Source organism: Cupriavidus phytorum (assembly GCF_003254285.1).
Lineage (GTDB): Bacteria > Pseudomonadota > Gammaproteobacteria > Burkholderiales > Burkholderiaceae > Cupriavidus > Cupriavidus phytorum.
Genome location: NZ_QKZN01000015.1, coordinates 95,641 through 112,984 on the forward strand (window position 1 = coordinate 95,641; position 17,344 = coordinate 112,984).

General features: G+C 62.3%; 13 protein-coding genes. 8 read left to right on the plus strand and 5 right to left on the minus strand.

Going from position 1 to position 17,344, the window contains the following annotated elements; genetic code table 11:
* The first annotated feature begins 161 nt into the window (after positions 1–161).
* Together C7416_RS25945 and C7416_RS29010 are read left to right on the plus strand one after the other, a co-directional pair.
* Positions 162–1,259 carry an HNH endonuclease gene (locus C7416_RS25945; RefSeq protein ID WP_111521533.1) on the plus strand — a complete coding sequence of 366 codons (1,098 nt, stop codon included), beginning with the start codon at positions 162–164 and terminating at the stop codon, positions 1,257–1,259.
* 554 nt (positions 1,260–1,813) lie between these two features.
* Positions 1,814–3,298, plus strand: coding sequence for a hypothetical protein (locus C7416_RS29010; RefSeq protein WP_146604304.1), 1,485 nt, complete (start codon positions 1,814–1,816; stop codon positions 3,296–3,298).
* Between the two features lie 274 nt (positions 3,299–3,572).
* Here the strand turns inward: C7416_RS29010 and hxsC are convergent, their stop codons facing one another.
* From hxsC to C7416_RS25970, 5 genes are all read right to left on the minus strand, one after another.
* Positions 3,573–4,535: a His-Xaa-Ser system radical SAM maturase HxsC gene (gene hxsC / locus C7416_RS25955; RefSeq protein ID WP_240988241.1), complete on the minus strand. Its 963-nt coding sequence runs from the start codon at positions 4,533–4,535 to the stop codon at positions 3,573–3,575.
* Positions 4,536–4,738: 203 nt separating this feature from the next.
* Positions 4,739–6,202: a His-Xaa-Ser system radical SAM maturase HxsB gene (hxsB, locus tag C7416_RS25960; protein WP_111521536.1), complete on the minus strand. Its 1,464-nt coding sequence runs from the start codon at positions 6,200–6,202 to the stop codon at positions 4,739–4,741.
* On the minus strand, positions 6,199–6,489 hold the full coding sequence (hxsD, locus tag C7416_RS25965; protein WP_111521537.1) for a His-Xaa-Ser system protein HxsD: 291 nt from the start codon (positions 6,487–6,489) through the stop codon (positions 6,199–6,201). Before hxsD ends, hxsB begins: the two co-directional genes overlap by 4 nt.
* Before the next feature lie 56 nt (positions 6,490–6,545).
* Complete coding sequence (hxsA2, locus tag C7416_RS29015) at positions 6,546–6,842, minus strand: His-Xaa-Ser repeat protein HxsA2 (protein WP_146604305.1); 297 nt, start codon at positions 6,840–6,842, stop codon at positions 6,546–6,548.
* Positions 6,843–7,402: 560 nt separating this feature from the next.
* Entirely contained in the window at positions 7,403–8,983 is a 1,581-nt protein-coding gene (locus C7416_RS25970; RefSeq protein WP_111521538.1) for an isocitrate lyase, read from the minus strand.
* A 472-nt stretch (positions 8,984–9,455) separates the two neighbouring features.
* Here C7416_RS25970 and flhB point away from each other — a divergent pair, with 472 nt between their 5' ends.
* The 6 genes from flhB (at position 9,456) to C7416_RS26000 (ending at position 17,068) form a co-directional block, all read left to right on the plus strand.
* Positions 9,456–10,598, plus strand: coding sequence for a flagellar biosynthesis protein FlhB (gene flhB / locus C7416_RS25975; protein ID WP_111521539.1), 1,143 nt, complete (start codon positions 9,456–9,458; stop codon positions 10,596–10,598).
* Entirely contained in the window at positions 10,595–12,676 is a 2,082-nt protein-coding gene (gene flhA, locus C7416_RS25980; RefSeq protein ID WP_111521540.1) for a flagellar biosynthesis protein FlhA, read from the plus strand. Before flhB ends, flhA begins: the two co-directional genes overlap by 4 nt.
* A gap of 10 nt (positions 12,677–12,686) precedes the next feature.
* Positions 12,687–15,014, plus strand: a complete 2,328-nt coding sequence (flhF, locus tag C7416_RS25985; protein ID WP_111521541.1) for a flagellar biosynthesis GTPase FlhF — start codon at positions 12,687–12,689, stop codon at positions 15,012–15,014.
* A gap of 11 nt (positions 15,015–15,025) precedes the next feature.
* Positions 15,026–15,817, plus strand: coding sequence for a MinD/ParA family ATP-binding protein (locus tag C7416_RS25990; protein ID WP_111521542.1), 792 nt, complete (start codon positions 15,026–15,028; stop codon positions 15,815–15,817).
* A 97-nt stretch (positions 15,818–15,914) separates the two neighbouring features.
* Positions 15,915–16,631, plus strand: coding sequence for an RNA polymerase sigma factor FliA (locus tag C7416_RS25995; protein WP_111521543.1), 717 nt, complete (start codon positions 15,915–15,917; stop codon positions 16,629–16,631).
* Positions 16,631–17,068 carry a flagellar protein FlhE gene (locus C7416_RS26000; protein WP_111521544.1) on the plus strand — a complete coding sequence of 146 codons (438 nt, stop codon included), beginning with the start codon at positions 16,631–16,633 and terminating at the stop codon, positions 17,066–17,068. Before C7416_RS25995 ends, C7416_RS26000 begins: the two co-directional genes overlap by 1 nt.
* Positions 17,069–17,344 lie beyond the last annotated feature (276 nt).

Here is a 17,344-nt window from a genome sequence, read left to right on the forward strand (position 1 = left end):
GCGGTGCCTCAGATCGTGTTCGAAACGCGCCGCGTCGGAAGTTCTCTGGTCGGATAGAATGGGGTCAGCAGACGCCGAGCCCCGGACTACGGCAGACGCCATTTTGTTGCGCATCTTCCTGCGCGGCCTCTTTGCAAGAACTGGCGAACGAGAGAAATTCAATGGCGCTGTTCATCCAGAAACCTATTCTCTGGAACACCTACAAGTACCTGCGCCCCTCGGGCGTGATCGCCACTAGCGGATACCCTCGAGAGACCGGCTATGGGCACGAGGAGTGGAACAACTCACCTCGACTGCTGCTGACGCGGGGCAAGGAGCGCTTTCGGATCTTCCACACGGAAGGGCTTGGCTCCGCACCGCTTGACGAAAACGCTGGGCAGACGTTTGTCTTTATGACCGTCTCGCACAACGGCGTCCAAGAGCTCGTCGGCATCGCGGGCAACGCGATCGGCCTCTTGCAAAAGCGCGACAAGGAGCAGCGCGAAGAGATCGTTCAGGAGCTTCGCCTGGGCGAGTTGTGGGAGGACGCCTGGGCGGTCAAGAATGTGCAGGCGCAATACGGCGGCAATCAGCACCGATTCCTCCAGGCCTGGCGACGCAATCTTCACTGGATCCCCAACTGGATCTGCCCCGACGATTTCTATTGGTGGCTCGATGCGCCAGTCCCGCTCAACGCACGTGCGATCACCGGCAAGGGCAAGCTACTGGGCATGTTTGGCAGCTACTCGGAATGGGATTTGTCCACCGTCGGCCGGGTGCTCAACTCGATACCACTGGACCAGCGCACCGAAAAGTGGGCGCGCCTGGCGGACGCGACGCAGTGCGCGCCGACGGAGCCCCTCGATGTGGAGGACCGCCCCGATGGCGAGCAGCCGATCACTGACGTGCTCACGCGGGCGAATGCGCGGCGCGGCCAAGGTCAGTTTCGCGAGAACCTCATGCAGGTGTGGGGCGGTGCTTGCGCGGTTAGCGGGATCGATTGCCGTGAACTGCTTATCGCCTCACACATTAAGCCTTGGAACAAGTCCACCCCCAAGCAGAAGATCGATCGCCTCAATGGGCTATTGTTATCGGCAAACCTCGATGCACTCTTCGACAAAGGGCTTATTAGCTTTGACGGCGGCGGGGACATGCGCCTCTCCCCGAGATTGGACGGTCGCCATCGCGAAGCGCTCGGATTGCCTCAGGCGCTCCGTTTTGTGCCCGAGGGTGTTGAAGTCTATCTAAAATACCACCGCGACAACGTCTTTCAGCGGTGAGTGGCTCGGACGCGGCCAGGCAACTGAGCAAGCCTGATGGCATTGCTCCAGCATTGACGGTTTCACGGCCGAGACTATCGAGCGTCACCTAGCGAGACGCCGACGAATAGCTCAAACTGGCCCGCTACGGCCTTCTCAGGCTGCGGTGGCTGGGCGCTCCTTGCAGTGTTACACCGGGCCGGGGTAAGAAGCAATATTGGCAATGCAATCGGATTGAGCAATAGCGCTTTGAACATCCAGCGCGACGCACACAGTGCGTCGCTCTGGCCTCGCCTTCAGCCGCGTATTCGCAACTATACGGATTGCTTCTGCATCGGCATCGTATTTAGCCTGGCGTTATGCATCACCCCTTCCCCCGCTGGTAAAGGATATCGCAATAAACGCAATTGGACGTACCAAGCTTTCATTGACACGAGCTCTAATCACTTAGAAGATTGCTCTCTATCTGGCCGGGGGGGAGAACCTGCCCTGCCAATATCACGGGCATAGAAGAGCTAACGGGTATGACCGAGGCAATAGTCGGGGCGCACGAATTCTGGAAGAGAACATGCGGATTGGACACGTACGCACGTAGCCCAAACCATGCACGGCTCGATACACCATGGAACGCATTCACCGCTGACGATCAGGCATTGGTCTGCACGCTGTGGGCTGACCAAATCGCTAAAATTGTTGACCCAGCCGACGGACGAGAGCGGCGCTTCGTGTTGTTAGGCGGTAAGTCGCGGCAATGGAAGGGCTTGGCACAGAAGCATGGCGAAGAAGCGAGGGAGAACCTCGACCATGCAGTCGCTACGAGAAAGCCGATATTCGGCTATGAAGCCGAGCCTGTTGCAAGCGCCCTGAAGCAGGGTGAGCGGAAGGTTAAGCACTTTTGGTTAGACCGGGTGAGTCAACTGCGCGGTTGGATCGGTATGAGTCTGGACGAACTGAAAGAACGACTCGATATTGACAATCAGTTCCAGAGGCAGGGAATCCGGATCAGCTTCGATTCCAACAGGCCCGGCAAGCTATTTGAACTTGTGGAAAGGACCGCGGACATTCCGCATCTACGCGATTCGGACGAGCAGGACGGGGTGCTGCCAGAGACGTCAACGTATGAGGCCGAACCAGAAGCTGATCCGGATTCTGAAGAAAACCTCGTACAACAAGAGGGGGAGACTCCCGACGCCGACGATTATGCGCAGCGAGCATTATACGTTCTGGTGATGCACGCATTGCAGCAGAAAGACAATGTAATGCGCCGGATGACATATCGAGAACTGGCGGAGCGATTGGGGCGATGCAACAAGCATGGAGAGCCCTGGCCACGGGGCCTTGGCCATGTACTAAACCGCGTCACAACCGTTATCGAGAAGGCTGGTGCCACTCTTGCAGATGCGCCCCCATTTTTGGCCAGCGTGGTTGTCCTATCTAGCGGTTCCAATGCAGGCTTGCCGGCCGCTGGCGTCAACCGCGTTTGGCCGGAATATGCATCACTCCCGCGGCAGGACAAGGAAGCGAAGCTGATGAATGAATACGGCCGCATCCTCGACTACGGAAGCCGCTGGAATGAAATCCTAAAATTTGCTGGGGTACCGGGGGTGACGCCTCTTTCAATTGAACGGAAGCCTGGTGCCGGCGGCTGGGGTGGTGGTGAGTCAGATGCACACAAGGCACTTAAGCAATTTATTTTTGACCACCCGGAAATATGCGGGGCACCGAAAGACTGGTGGCTCCGTGAAACGGAGTACGCCCTGCGCTCGGGTGACAGCATCGATGTTATATTTAAATCCAAAGCCCGCTGGCTGGGCGTGGAAGTGAAGTCGCGCGTGTCTGATGGCAATACGGAGGACTATCTTCGTGGGATCTATCAGGCGGTTAAATACCAGGCGGTTCTTCAAGCTCAGGCCTGCGTTGACCATCAGGAGAATATGCCAGAAGTGACTGTCGTGCTCGTCCTCGAGCGGCAACTGCCCGCTGCCTACCGAGCCATCGCAGACAAGCTCAACGTGCACGTTATTGACGAAATTTCTCCCGCAGCCGTCGCGACTTTGTAGTACCGCTGAAGTGGCCAACGTCCAGGCGGTCCGCAATGGACATACTCACGGTGTGCCGAGCGTGCTGTGCTCCTGCGTCCGTCATGCCGCGCTTTTCAGTGCTTTACCTTGGGGCAATTACGACCGTCTGGGTGGCACTTGTGAATTACTACAATGCAGCCCAGCAGTTCATCCAAGCTGACGCCGCTTCTGGGACTTGGACAAGATGGTAGCAATAGGAAGCATACTTGAGCGCTTGCCCGACGACGTCCCTACTCGCCAGTTTCTAGCAAGCTTATATAAATGGCTGAAGCGACTTGCTATAGCCATGCTCAATCCCAGAAGCGAAAAACCCACCACACTCAGCTCGCCGCGTACATGGGCCGCACTCGGGCGCGTATTCGTTCTTCCAATCGGAGATGGACTTGACATAAGCCGGTTCGACATCGGGATTGACTAGGCACAGCTGATGGTTGTAAACCGATACCCGAAGCCCATAGCTCTTCAGGACTCGGACAGCCATACTGAGCTCGCCTTTATAGTCAGCCGGATCGATCCATAGCGCGTCCAAGTTCGCGCGGGTGAAACCGGTCATCTCCAGCCCCATCAGGGCGACGTGGTCAACAAACAGCAAGTTCCGGGCAATGAACTCGGCGAGTGCTGGCAATCCTTCATAGGTTTGCTTGTGTACGACGACACGAATCTCGACTTTCTGACTTAATCGCTTCAGGTTCAGAATGCCTCGAATCGTCTCATCAAAGGCGCCGTCGGCCTGAACGACATAGTCGTGTCGTGCCGGGTCCGCGGAGTACACTGGGATGCCAACCATGACGTCCGGGTGCTGCACCCCCGCATACTGCTCGGCGAACGCAACGTCAGAGAATGTGCGCCCGTTTGAGAGGATGTGCAGAGAGGTGCGTGGCAACCAGTTCTTGATCTGGTGAAGCAAGTCTAAGAAGCCTTTACCGAACAGTGTTGGCTCGCCGCCGGTAATGCCCAGTGAACGGGTGTTCCGTGGAATCAGCCGAACAGTTTCCATTGCTTCATCTAACAGCCAGCGGTCATCGACCTTCTTTGGCGGTTGGGAGCACATCAAGCAATAGTTGTTGCACTGCTCAGTAAGAAGGATGCTGTTGTGCTCAGACGCCGCTCTGAAGAGGGCGCGGATCCTACCGTCATCGGTCAAGCTAACCACGTCGCCATCAGCGAGGTAAGAGAACTCTTCGCCTAGCAGAGTGCAAGGCACGTTATCTTCCAAGCTTGGAGGCCGGTGGTTGAACGCGAAGTAATGTGTGAAGCCAGCAGGGACCGGTTCTGTGGAACGTGACAGATAGGCTCGCGATTCCCTCAAAGGGAGTGGGAGATCACGATTCGTGCAGAGGGAGAACTGCCGCCGAGGTGCAGGTACGTGTTGCCGATTGACCCTGTGCTCAGTGATTCGTATTACACGGCCCGAAAGTGTCAGCATCGGTTGACCCACCGCATGAAAATTTCCTTCGCTTCGTCGTCCTTGCGCATCTTCTCCAAGAGGTACTTGGTAATCCCCATGACTCGCTTGCAGAAGTCCGATTCCGGCTTGCGCCCAAGGACGTCCCCGTACATCCCATGGTGAAACACTGGATCTGCGCCACACCAAGGCTCGAATGCACAATCACTGCACATGGGGGCGGATGAAGTGAATGAATCCTCGAGAGCAGTCAGAAGTGCGTCAGAGGTGAAAATTTCCTCATAGCTGTTCTGATGGACGTTGCCAAGGCGGAATGTGGTATCCCCCATCTCACGAAGCATGCGGCTTTCGTCCGACGCGTAGACATCGCCATCATAGTTGAATACGACAGCTGCGATGCCTGCGCCCGCTGGGTTCATCAAATCTACAAACCCGGGGTCCTCGGCCGACATCATTTTGGTCAGCAAAAGAGTGGAGTAATACTCAGTGAAAGGTGTTCCAGCTTTGTTCAGTTCTAGGATGTATTCCATCCCTCCTTTGTAGAACTCGAGCCACCGGTCGGTGTTGTAGGCCTGAAAGCTCTTCGTCTTCAGCGCGAAGCCGTAAGGGGAAAGATGGCGCAGGAAGATTCCGTCGAAGCCATGTTTTAGATATTCGTCGATGATGTCACGAACCCGAGTTAGGCTTGTCGGAGCGGTAGTCATTAGCGCCGACACGGAATCGTAACCTACGATGTCGCGGGCTCGCTTTAGGCCCGAGACAAAGCGTTCATGACTGTCCCGCCCCGGACGGGGACGATTCTTGTTATGTAGATCGGGAGGGCCGTCCAGGGAGGATGAGAGAAATATCTTGTGGTCGCGACAGAACTCCAGGATTTCGTCGGTGGCTAGTGAAAGAGTTGTTGTAATAACAAACTGCAGATCTCGACTCTCGCCTTTGTTTCGCTGTTCCGCCTTTTGAACAACATAGCGGATTAGTTCGAAGTTCAGAAGTGGTTCACCACCTTGGAACTCAATCTTAATTGCAGGATTCGGAGAGCGAAACACAAGGTCGAGGGCCTTATCCGCTGTCTCGAATGTCATGTCAAAGGCTGCCTTGTTCTCCGATTGTCGAGAGACTTGACAATACTGGCAGCTATGGTCGCAGCGCAGCGACGCGACGAATATATGCAGGTTCGTAAAATTTCGGAGCTTGCTAAACTTGGTTCGCGTCTTTAGTGCAAGAAGTTCCAAGCTAGCCTCATCCCCATCTTCACGAAGGAAATGCCGAGACCTCAACATGCTGTAATCGGGGTCGGTCGGGCTTAAGCGATGTGCTACGAGATTCTCGAGCTGCTTACGAGAGAGGAAAGCCAACTCACCGACTGCATTGGTGGCAACGACGCTTTGCTCATCCAAGGCTTCGAACCGGAACGGCAGCAACTGATATTGACCAGAGTGCTTGCGTTGGTAGCTCTCAAGGCTACGAAACTTGCTCATTTCTGCAGCCCTGTACGGGAGAAAGCGTAAGCAAGAATCAGGTTCCTGGTTGGCTCTGTTTCTCGTTTGATCTGAAAACGGAGTTGCTGATCTAGCAGTTCACGTTTGAAGTCGGCCAGAAGGTCGTCAGTGGGTATTTGGGCGCCGCTGACTGAATCAAGCTCACAAATTACTGTGCCTTGCCGCTGAGAGATTAGGATGGTGAGGCGATCAATGAACCTATAAGCCGCCTTCTGTACAGCTTCCAAACTGTAGACTGCGGCATCCAATTCTAAGCGTGTTGTCATGGCGACCTCAATGAAAGCCGACTCCTTGCGGAGTCGACTTCAAGCGGTTTGCGCATTTAATAGCGACTGGAGTAGTGCGACGAATGAGAGCGGTGTGACGAATGCGAGGAGTGCGATTGATGGTAGGCCATCAGGGACCCTTGCTCGTCAGCGGCTCGCTTCAACACAAAGTTGAAGGCTTCCCCGGTCGAATCTGTTACTGCGATCACCTCTAGCGTCTTAGCGTCGATCGCAGCAGTCGACGAGGTATCAACAGCAATGGTCGGCGCGTGGGCTGGCAACGGTGCTGCATCGGCGGTATGGGCCGCGAACCCTGCTGCGACTGCAGCAAAAGTCTTCAAAAATCCTTTCATAGTCCCCTCTCTAAAACCTATTGCTTTAATGGTCTGACATCAGCGAAAAGAATGCGCTCGTCACTGTGATGACGTAGCCACACACCAGGCATGGATGATGTAAGTTGCCGGTTACGCCATGTAAATAAGTGTAACCATCGCGCAAGCTTTTTGCGCCACCAAAACGAGGGGTGTGCCCTATATCGGTATCTGCACATTAGTAATTATGTGCGTTCGATAAGTGGATATAGGGCCGCATGGAAGGCGGGCGAGTCTAAACTTTGTCGACTTACTCCGGTAAATGAAAAAGATTCTTATTACCAGTTCGGCGACAGGCCATACAAGCGTATATGCCTTTACCGAAGACTGTAGGAGTCCCAGTGGCCCTGAGCTGTTCCATCGATATCCAATGCCTATTGCGTCGCTGAGCGACCTGTATCACGACTTCTCACGGATGTTGAGAAGTCTCGGAGGCATTGTCGTTCGCTCTCAAAAGAACAACCCCGCGAGCAATCACGCCGCACAAAAGAAAAACGCCAACCCGTATGGGTTGGCGTTTTGCTTGGAGGCTACTACCAGAATCAGAACTGATTCATGGTGTTGTCTTTACCTGCCGCCTTCAGCGCCGCTTCGCCGCTGAAATACTCCTTGTGGTCGTCGCCGATATCAGAGCCCGACATATTCTGGTGCTTAACACAAGCGATCCCCTGCCGAATTTCCTTCCGCTGCACCCCAGCCACATAACCCAGCATGCCCTGATCACCAAAGTATTCCTTAGCCAGGTTATCCGTCGACAGCGCAGCAGTGTGATACGTCGGCAGCGTAATCAGATGATGGAAGATCCCAGCTTCACGCGACGCATCAGCCTGGAAGGTACGAATCTTCTCGTCCGCCAGCTTCGCCAGTTCGCTGTCGTCATATTCCACGCTCATCAGCTGAGTGCGGTCGTAGGCCGACACGTCCTTGCCCTCGGCCTTCATCGCGTCATACGCTTGCTGGCGGAAATTCAGGGTCCAGTTGAACGACGGGCTGTTGTTGTACACCAGCTTGGCATTCGGGATGACCTTGCGGATTTCATTGACCATGCCGGCGATCTGGGCGATGTGCGGCTTTTCGGTTTCGATCCACAGCAGGTCGGCGCCGTTCTGCAGCGCGGTCACGCAGTCCAGCACGCAGCGGGCTTCGCCCGTGCCGGCGCGGAACTGGAACAGGTTGCTGGGCAGGCGCTTCGGGCGCAGCAGCTTGCCGTCACGCTTGATGATGACGTCGCCATTGCCCAGCTGGTCGGCCGACAGTTCTTCGCAGTCCAGGAACGAGTTGTACTGGTCGCCCAGGTCGCCCGGCTGGCGGGTCACGGCGATCTGCTTGGTCAGGCCGGCGCCCAGCGAGTCGGTGCGGGCGACGATGATGCCGTCGTCCACGCCCAGTTCCAGGAAGGCGTAGCGGATGGCGCGGATCTTGGCCAGGAAGTCTTCGTGCGGCACGGTGACCTTGCCGTCCTGGTGGCCGCACTGCTTCTCGTCGGACACCTGGTTTTCGATCTGGATGCAGCAGGCGCCGGCTTCGATGAATTGCTTGGCCAGCAGGTAGGTCGCTTCGGCGTTGCCGAAACCGGCGTCGATGTCGGCGATGATAGGCACCACGTGGGTGACGTGGTTGTCGATCTTCTGCTGGATCGCGGCCTTTTCGGCGCCGGTGGCGGCGTCGAGCTGGCGGAACAGGCCGCCCAGTTCACGGGCGTCGGCCTGGCGCAGGAAGGTGTACAGCTCGCGGATCAGCGCGCTGACCGAAGTCTTCTCGTGCATCGACTGGTCGGGCAGCGGGCCGAACTCGGAGCGCAGCGCGGCGACCATCCAGCCGGACAGGTACAGGTAGCGGCGCTCGGTGCTGTTGAAGTGCTTCTTGATGGAAATCATCTTCTGCTGGCCGATAAAGCCGTGCCAGCAGCCCAGCGACTGGGTGTACTTGGACGGGTCCGCGTCATAGGCGGCCATGTCGGCGCGCATGATCTTGGCGGTGTACTTGGCGATGTCCAGGCCCGTCTTGAACTTGTTCTGCGCGCGCATGCGGGCAGCGTACTCGGGGTTGATGGCATTCCAGGCGCTGCCCTGGGTTTCTTTCAAAGCAGCCACTGCCTTGATGTCGTCTTGATACTGGGCCATGTCAGTTTCCTAAGATAAGGCGCGTTTGAGAAAAATCGTTTGGCGTGCCGACCGTGGGTCGAAGCAAACAGCGTGAACTCATTGTAGGGGGATCCGGCTCCGTTGCGGCTATGTCTTATATAAGACATAAGACTTTGTTTTTCCTTTCATTTCAATGAGATAGGTGTCAATTTTCACGATACGGAACGTTTTTTCGCAGAACGAAAGCGAACGCGGCGCAGCGCAACATCGAAATCCCACGATGTGAAACGCGCTTTCAGTGACCGGGCCAGGGCGGCTTCAACGCACCCCAAGCCGTCGGCTTCATCACTTTTCCGCTAAAGACTCCCGACCCCTCCGCCGTTAACGCTGACGATTCCTCATTTCCCAAACAGCACCCAATTCCCCCGCCTTTTCGCGCGAATGGGAATCCCACCCCGCTTCGATAATCCCCGCTGACGAATAGCGGCCTGCCGCTTCGCACGGAGCGTGGATGTCCGAAGAAAGCGATCTCGAGAAAACCGAACCCGCCTCACCCCGGCGCCTGGAAAAGGCGCGCGAGGAGGGGCAGGTGGTGCGTTCGCGCGAGCTGGCCACGTTCGTGATGCTGATTGCCGGCGTGACCGGCCTGTGGACGCTGGGCGGCCACCTGGGGCGCAGTCTGAACCAGGTGATGCAGGGCGCGTTGCGCTTCGAGCCGGCCACGGCGTTCGATCCGTCGCGCATGCTGTCGCGCTTTGCGCTGATGGTGTGGGACAGCCTGCTGGCCTTCCTGCCGTTGCTGCTGCTGTTCGGCGTGGCCGCGCTGGCCGCGCCGCTGCTGCTGGGCGGCTGGGTGTTCTCGGCCAAGTCGTTCGCGCCGCAGTTGTCGCGGCTGTCGCCGATCGCGGGGCTGGGGCGGATGTTCTCCGCGCATTCGCTGGTGGAGCTGCTCAAGGCCGTGGCCAAGTCGATGCTGGTGGGCGCGGTCGGTGCCTGGGTGCTGTGGCGCCGCTTGCCGGAGGCCATCGCGCTGATGAATGCGCCGGTGCAGGAGGCGCTGCTGCACATGGTGGACCTGGTGATGTTCTGCTGCCTGGTGGTGTCGCTGTCGCTGCTGGTGGTGGCGGCCATCGACGTGCCGTGGCAGTACTGGGAGTTCTTCAAGAAGCTGCGCATGACCAAGGAAGAGGTCAAGCAGGAATTCAAGGAGAGCGAGGGCGACCCGCATATCAAGAACCGCATCCGCCAGCAGCAGCGCGCCATGGCGCGCCGCCGCATGATGACGGAGGTGCCCAAGGCCGATGTGGTGGTGACCAACCCCACCCACTTTGCCGTGGCGCTGCGCTATGAGGAAGGACGCATGGGCGCGCCGCGCGTGGTGGCCAAGGGCACCGGCGAGGTCGCCGCGCGCATCCGCGCGCTGGCGGCGGAGCACCGCGTGCCGCTGATGTCGGCGCCGCCGCTGGCGCGCGCGCTGCATCGTCATGTCGAGCTGGGCCAGGAAATCCCGGCCGGCCTCTATACCGCCGTGGCCGAAGTGCTGGCCTGGGTCTATCAACTGAAGCACTGGCACTACTCGCAGGGCCCGCAGCCGCAGGCGCCGGCGGACCTGCACGTGCCCGATGAACTCGCCGTACCGGAAATGCGCGAATGAATGCTCTGAGCAACCTCTTCAACCTGCCCGGCCTGCGCTCCGCCGGCCAGTTCAAGGCCATGACCGGGCCGCTGCTGATCATCATGATCCTGGGGATGATGATCCTGCCGCTGCCGGCCCTTGTGCTGGATCTGCTGTTCACCTTCAATATCGCGCTGGCGATCATGGTGCTGCTGGTCAGCATGTACACGCAGAAGCCGCTGGACTTCGCGGCGTTCCCGGCGGTGCTGCTGTTCACCACGCTGCTGCGGCTGTCGCTGAACGTGGCGTCCACGCGCATAGTGCTGCTGGAAGGCCATACCGGCCCGGACGCGGCCGGCAAGGTGGTGGAGGCCTTCGGCCACTTCCTGGTGGGCGGCAACTTTGCCGTGGGTATCGTGGTGTTTGCCATCCTGGTGGTGATCAACTTCATGGTGATCACCAAGGGCGCGGGGCGGATTGCGGAAGTCGGCGCGCGTTTCATGCTGGATTCGATGCCGGGCAAGCAGATGTCGATCGACGCCGACCTGAACGCCGGCCTGATCGACGAAGCCGCCGCCAAGAAGCGCCGCGCGGAAGTAGCGCAGGAATCGGACTTCTACGGCGCCATGGACGGTGCCAGCAAGTTCGTGCGCGGCGATGCGGTGGCGGGCCTGCTGATCATGTTTATCAACGTGGCCGCGGGCATGGTGGTGGGCATGGTCCAGCATGACCTGGACTTTGGCACCGCCGTGCACAACTACACGCTGCTGACCATCGGCGATGGCCTGGTGGCGCAGATTCCGGCGCTGGTGATCTCCACCGCGGCCGGCGTGATCGTGTCGCGCGTGTCGAACGAGCAGGACGTGGGCGAGCAGCTGACCGGCCAGCTCTTCGCCAACCCGCGCGTGCTGTACCTGACCGCGGGCATCATCGGCCTGATGGGCATCATCCCGGGCATGCCGCACTTTGCCTTCCTGCTGCTGGCGGGCGCGCTGGTGTGGATGGGCCGCTATATCGCGCGACGCGCGGCCACGCAGGCGCAGAGCAAACAGCGCGAAGAGCGCACCCCGGCAGTAGCGCAGGAATCGACCGAAGCCAGCTGGGACGATGTCACGCTGGTGGACCCGCTCGGCATGGAAGTGGGCTACCGCCTGATCACGCTGGTCGATCGCGCGCAGGACGGCGAGCTGCTGGGCCGCATCAAGAGCATCCGCAAGAAGGTGGCGCAGGAGATCGGCTTCCTGGTGCCGGTGGTGCATATCCGCGACAACCTGGAACTGAAGCCCAACGCCTACCGCATCACGCTCAAGGGCGTGGAAATCGGCCGCGGCGAGGCCATGCCGGGCCAGTGGATGGCGATCAATCCGGGCCAGGTCAGCGGCACGCTGCCGGGCGCGGCCACGCGCGATCCGGCCTTCGGCCTGCCGGCGGTGTGGATCGATGCCGGCATCAAGGAACAGGCGCAGGCGTACGGCTATACCGTGGTCGATGCCAGCACCGTGGTGGCCACGCACCTGAACCACCTGATCCACATGCACGCGGCCGAGCTGCTGGGCCGCCAGGAAGTGCAGGCGCTGCTGGACCGCATCGCCAAGGAATCGCCCAAGCTGACCGAAGACCTGGTGCCGAAGACGATCTCGCTCACGGCGCTGCAGAAGATCCTGCAGAACCTGCTGGACGAAGGCGTGCCGATCCGCGACATGCGCACCATCCTGGATGTGGTGGCCGAGCACGCGCCCAAGATCAGCGACCCCAACGAGCTGACCGCGATGGTCCGCGTGGCGCTGGGCCGCGCCATCACGCAGCAGCTGTTCCCGAACAATGCCGACCTGCAGGTGATTGGCCTCGACGCCGGCCTGGAGCGCGTGCTGTCGCAGGCGCTGACCAACGGCGGCGGCATCGAGCCGGGCCTGGCCGACGCGCTGCTGCAGCAGACCCAGGGCGCGGTTACGCGTCAGGAGCAGATGGGCATGGACCCGGTGCTGCTGGTGCCGTCGCAGCTGCGTCCGCTGATGGCGCGCTTCCTGCGCCGGACCATGCCGCAGCTGCGGGTGCTGTCGCACGCCGAGGTGCCGGACAACCGCAATATCCGCATCACCGCCATGATCGGCGCGTGAGGAGTCAACGATGAGCGTAGCCAAGTTTGTCGCGGCCAACGGCCGCGAAGCCATGCGCCAGGTGCGCGAAGCCATGGGCCCTGACGCCGTGGTGCTGTCCAACCGCACGGTCGAGGGCGGGGTCGAGATCGTCGCCATGCGCGATACCGATCTGGGCAGCGTGCAAGCCACGGCGCAGGTGTATGTGCCGCCGGCACCGGCACCGGAGCCCGCGGCCATCGGCGACCTGCGCGGCGAGTTGCAATCGATGCGGGCGATGCTGGAACGCCAGCTGGCCGGCATCGGCGCGGCGCCCGGTGTGGCCCCGAGCGCCGCGGCCCACGGCGTGGCCGCGAGCGACCCGCTGCGCGAATCGCTGTTCGAATGGATGGTCGGCGCCGGCTTCTCCGGGCAACTGGCGCGCACGCTGCTGGCGCGGCTGCCGCTGGGCTATGACCGGCCCGCGGCCATGGGCTGGATCCGCGGCGAGCTGGCCAGCAAGCTGCCGGTGCTGGGCGACGAAGACCACCTGTTCGCGCAAGGCGGCGTGCTGGCGCTGGTGGGCCCCACCGGGGTGGGCAAGACCACCACCACGGCCAAGCTGGCCGCGCGCTACGTGCTGCGCCACGGCGCCGACAAGCTGGCGCTGCTGACTACCGACAGCTTCCGTATCGGCGCCCATGAGCAGCTGCGCATCTACGGCGACATCCTGGGCGTGCCGGTCCATGCGGTGAAAGACGCCGCCGACCTGCGCTTCGCGCTGGCGGCGATGAAGGACAAGCACCTGGTGATTATCGACACCGTCGGCATGAGCCAGCGCGACCGCAGCCTGTCGGAACAGATCGCCATGCTGGCCGGCGTGCCCGCGCCGGTGCAGCGCGTGCTGCTGCTCAACGGCGCCAGCCATGGCGACACCCTCAATGAAGTGGTGCATGCCTACCGCCATGACGCCGCGCCCGATGGTGGCGGCATCGATGGCTGCATCATCAGCAAGCTGGATGAAGCCACGCATCTTGGATCCGTGCTGGACGTGGTGATCCGCCACCGGCTGCCGGTGTTCTATGCCTCCACCGGGCAGCGCGTGCCCGAGCACCTGGAGTTGGCCAACGGCACCGCGCTGGTCGAGCGCGCCTTCCTGACGCCGCGCCGCGGTTCGGTGTTTGCCGACGCCGATGCAGCGCGCCGTGCCGCCGCTGGCGCGGGGGACGAGACAACCGCGCGCGGTGGCGCCACCGACGTGCTGCGCTCGCTGACCGATAGCGCCGACGCGCTCGGCCAGTGCGTGGCCGAACTCAACGGCGCGGGGCTGGGCTTCGACCTGGCCCGCTCGCTGTGGCAGCAGCGCGGCGCCGGCGCGCCGGCCCTGCGCGCGATGTCGCAGCAGGTGCGCGAAGCGGTGTGCCGTGACGTGACGCGCCAGTGCGATCAGTACGTGCTGGCGGTCGCCGCCACGCTGCAGGTGGCCGTGCCGGGGCGCCGCTCGCCCCAGCCGATCCAGCACACGCTGTGGCTGGCCGACCGCAACGGCATGCCGCTTGCCGCCGCCGTGACGCCCGCTGGCCGTGCCGGCCAGCCGCTGGGTGAAGCCGAATCGGATGCCGCCAGCCTGCGCGCCGCGATGAGCGCCGCGCGCAAGGTCGTCAACCTGGTCGAGGCGCTGCCGTCTGCCGCCACGCTGGCGCGCTGGCAGCTGGCCGGCGAGCGCTGGGTGTCCAGCGCGCGCAAGACCGCGCGCGTGGTCAGCGCCGGCACCGCGTGGAAGCTGGATGCGCTGGCGGATACGCTGACCTTCCATGCCGTCGGCGAAGACACCGTGCGCGAGCGCGATGCCGTGCGCTGGCTGGCAACCGCCGAGGTGCGCGTGCCGGACAGCCCGGTGCGCGGCAAGGGCACGCCAGATGGCGGCATCGACGCCTGCCTGGTGGTGGCCCGCCTGGCCGACCGCGCCACCGGCGAGCTGCTCGATACGCGCTACCTGCTGTGCGACCCGACGCTGGCGCAGGATGCCGCGCAGGTGGCGCGCTGGGCCCTGTGGACCGACGCGGCCGAGGCCGGCCTGCGCACGCTGCGCCACGCCATCGACCATTTCGCGCAGGACGCGCGGGATGAGCACGATGCCGCCGCCGTGGCTGCGCTGCAGCTGGGCCTGTCGGTGCTGCGCCTGGAACACGCGCCGACCGCGGCCGCGCCGGCGTTCCTGGCGCGCCTGGCCGGCCGTACGGTGCGCCCGGGCGTGCCAGTGCCGGGCACCGTGCTCAATGAAGGCATGGGCCGCATGCTTGCGCTGCTCGACGTGCTGGAAAACTATCCGGGCCGCGGCAACGTCGCGCCTGCTGCCCCCGCGGAGGCCCTGCAGTGAGCACCCTCGCCATGGACCAGGCCGCGAGCCTGCGCCGGATGCTGGCGCCGCGTACCACGCGCCGCATCGCCGTGCTCGCCAGCGAACGCGGCGCCGGTGCGACCACCGTGGCGCTGGGTTTGTCGCATGCGCTGGCGATGCAGGGCGAACGCGTGCTGCTGGTCGACGAAGACGCCAACGCCAGTGCCACGCGCTGGTCCGGCGCCAGGCCGGCGGGCACGCTGGCTGACGTCCACGCGGGCCGGCTGTCGCTCGATGCGGCGGCGGGCGTGAGCCCGCAAGGCGTGCTGTCGGTGCTGCCGGCGGGCCGGCCGGTGCCGGGCGCTGCCTTGCCGCCGGCCGCGACGAACGATTTCCGCAGCGTGCTGGTCGATGCCGGCCTCGACGCCGACGGCGCGCTGTCACCGCTGGCGGGCGATGCGCACAACGTGCTGGTGGTGATGCGCCCGGAACTGGCGTCGATCACCGCCGCCTACGCCTGCATCAAGCGGCTGCACCACCTGTATGCGTGGCGCCAGTTCCACCTGATCGTCAACCTGGCGGCCAGCGAAGCCACGGTGCAGGCCATCCTGCGGAACCTGGCGCGCACCGCCAGCCAGTACCTCGGCGTCGAAGTGCTGTGCGCGGGCTGGCTGCCGGCGGATCCGCTGGTGGCGCGTGCCGCGCAGCTGGGCCGCTGCGTGGTCGATGCCTTTCCGGCAGCGCCGGCCACCGCGGCCCTGCGCCGCAGCGCCGGCGGCATCGGCGCGTGGCCGCTGCGCACAGACGCCGCGATGCCCGCCGCCGCTCCCGCCATGGCCTGAGCCTGCCAGCCATGCCACCCGAAACCACCACACCCTGAGCCAGCCGGCCCGCAACAGCGTGCCGGTCCAGCCATCCAGCAGTCACGAGAATTGCACCATGTACACGATCCAGGGAAAGCTCGAACAGGCCGATGTGGTCAAGGCGCACGCCCAGCTGGTGCGCCGCATCGCGCTGCAGCTCGCCGCGCGGCTGCCCGCCAGCGTGCAGATCGACGACCTGATCCAGGCCGGCATGATCGGCCTGCTCGACGCCGCCAAGCGCTATGAAGACACCCACGGCGCGCGCTTCGAGACCTACGCCAGCCAGCGCATCCGCGGCGCCATGCTCGACGAGGTGCGCGCCAACGACTGGCAATCGCGCAGCCTGCGCCAGTTCACCCGCCGCATCGAACGCACCCAGCGCAACCTGGAACAGAAGCTCGGCCGCACGCCGATCGACTCCGAAGTGGCCGAGGCCATGGAGATGCCGCTGGACGAATACCAGCTGCTGCTCAACGAGGTCTATGGCTGCCAGCTGCTGCACTATGAAGACTTCGAGCGCTCCGGCGAAGAAGACTTCCTCGACCGCCACCTCGGCGGCAGCGACGACGGCAACCCGCTGACCGTGCTGATGGAAAGCGGCATGCGCCAGGCCCTGGTCCGCGCCATCGAGCGATTGCCCGAGCGCGAGAAGCTGGTGCTGTCGCTGTGCTACGACCAGGAACTGAACCTGCGCGAAATCGGCGCGGTGCTCGACGTGACCGAGTCGCGCGTATGCCAGATTCGCGGCCAGGCCATCAACCGGCTGCGCAGCCAGTTGCGCGGCCTGCTGTGATGCCCGGCACGGCGCGCGCCGCGCGTGGCGCTTGCTGGTTGCTGGCGGCCGTATCGGCGTGCGCGTGGGCCGCGTTCGACGCCGGCACCCGCCACGCATGGACCGGCTCGGTCAACGGCCCGGCCCTGCACGGCCGCGGCCAACGCGCGGTATCGCCGCCGATCCTGCCCACCGGCGTGTTGCCGCAATCGGAAGGGGTGATTACCTCGGTGCGCTGGCGCTACAGCTTCGCCAAGACGCCGCCGGCGGAACTGCAGGCTTACCTGTGCAATGCGCAGCGCTGTGTGCTGCTGACGCAGGCTGAGGGCAAGACCGACGCGTTCTTCGGCGACGATGCTACCAAGGGTTTTGTGTTTGCGTTCCGGGTGCCGGGGCAAGGGAGCCTGGTGCCGGTGTTGCAGGGGCGGAGTAATGAGGTGGTGGTGGGGTTCAGGTAGGACCTTGCTGCTTTGGGCTACGCAACTCCCATCGATCTTCGCAACTCCCGCTTGTGTACTCCCTCTCCCGCTTGCGGGAGAGGGTTGGGGTGAGGGCGGGAATATCGACGAAGTGAAGGCCGTCGCAATTGCCACCGCTGGCCCTCACCCCCGCCCCTCTCCCGCAAGCGGGAGAGGGGAGTGTAGTGGTCAAGTTTTTTCAGACAGGTGTTTAGGTTGTCTGCTGCTTTAGCTTGTCCTCGTATTTCTGCGGCGACTCATAACCCAGCGTCGAGT